At 63.6% G+C, this 1,372-nt stretch carries 2 protein-coding genes; one reads left to right on the plus strand and one right to left on the minus strand.

Annotated elements, in window-relative coordinates; translation table 11 throughout:
- The coding region (locus Q0341_RS05070; RefSeq protein ID WP_299510987.1) for an SDR family oxidoreductase at positions 1-644 on the plus strand (644 nt) is incomplete at its 5' end.
- A gap of 167 nt (positions 645-811) precedes the next feature.
- On the opposite strand, the gene Q0341_RS05075 is transcribed toward Q0341_RS05070, so the two are convergent.
- Positions 812-1,129: an NIPSNAP family protein gene (locus tag Q0341_RS05075; RefSeq protein ID WP_299510988.1), complete on the minus strand. Its 318-nt coding sequence runs from the start codon at positions 1,127-1,129 to the stop codon at positions 812-814.
- Positions 1,130-1,372 lie beyond the last annotated feature (243 nt).

Below are 1,372 nucleotides of genomic sequence, written 5' to 3' on the forward strand. Positions count from 1 at the left end.
CCACGGGGGCCAACGTGACCGCCACCGGGGCAACGACCGCCGAAGTGACGGCAGCGCAAGCCCTGCCGGCCAACCGCCTGGTGGCCTTTCATGTGCTCGATGTGCGGCAAAACGCGCATGTGCAAAAAGTCCTGAGCGAATTTGGCGAGCTGGATGTGCTGGTCAATTGCGCGGGCATCATCCAGCGCAATGCCGAACACGACCCCGAGGCGTTTGCGCAAACCGTGGACATCAACCTGAACGGCACCATGCGGGCCTGTGCCGCAGCGCGCGCAGGCCTGAAAGCCCGCCAAGGCTGCATCGTCAACACCGCTTCGATGCTGAGCTTTTTTGGAGGCGGCCTGACGCCGGGCTACAGCGCCAGCAAGGGCGGCGTGGCGCAGCTGACCAAGTCGCTGGCCATTGCCTATGCGGCCGACGGCATCCGGGTGAATGCCGTAGCCCCGGGCTGGATCGCCACGCCTTTGACCCAGGCCTTGCAGGACGACCCCGCACGCAGCGCGCAAATTGTGGGCCGCACGCCCATGGGCCGCTGGGGCCAACCGGAAGACGTGGCCGACCCGGTGCTGTTTTTGGCCAGCCCGGCTGCGCGCTTTGTCACGGGCGTGGTCTTGCCGGTGGACGGGGGTTATTTGATCCAGTGAGGCCAGCGCCCCGGGCGCTCAAACAAAAGCAATTGTTGCGGCATTCCCGTTCGCAAATGTCGCTTGACAAAAAAATGCATGTCGGACCTGAAGGCACCGACCTGCGAGGGATGCGGGTTTTTGTAGGTCGGCGCCTTCAGGTCCGACGTGGCGCACCATTGACCCGATCAGGGCTGCGGGCCCCAAGGGGCTGACAGCATGAGCTTGTTGTTTTGCTCACGGATCAGCGGCCGGATTTTGGCGGCAAAGGCCATGAAGTCCGCGTCGCCATACACGCCCGCCCAGAAGGCGCGGCGGTCGGCGTCGTCGTCGAATTTCCAGACATGGATCAGCTCGTTGATCGCCCCCACATCGCCGGTGAAGTAGCCCACCAGTTTTTGGGGGTGTTTGGCCAGCGCAGGCCAGCCTTCGTTTTTGTAGTGCGAGACGACCTCGGGCATTTTCCCGACGATCACGGCATAAGTGCGCAGTTCATAAATGGCCATGGGTTCCTCTTTGGCTAGGGTGGCAGACACTTGACTTTAGCCGTCTTGCGGCCAGTCCCTGTCAGCCTGGCGACGCACCCGATCAAGCGCCCAACAGGCCCCAACGGTTGGCCGCTTCCCAAGCCCAGTAGGCCAGCACACTGGCCAACATCAACGCGGCCAACCAGCGGCGCTCGCTTTTCACCAAATCGGGGCCGGGGCCAGGAATGCGGCCGGTCAGCATGGGCAGGGCCTGGTTCTTGC

It is taken from the genome of uncultured Limnohabitans sp. (assembly GCF_937889215.1).
Classification (GTDB): Bacteria; Pseudomonadota; Gammaproteobacteria; order Burkholderiales; family Burkholderiaceae_C; genus Limnohabitans_A.

Coding starts and splice junctions, on each gene's coding strand:
- Q0341_RS05075 (WP_299510988.1), bottom strand. CDS start 1,129: ATGGCCATTTATGAACTGCGCACTTATGCCGTGATCGTCGGGAAAATG.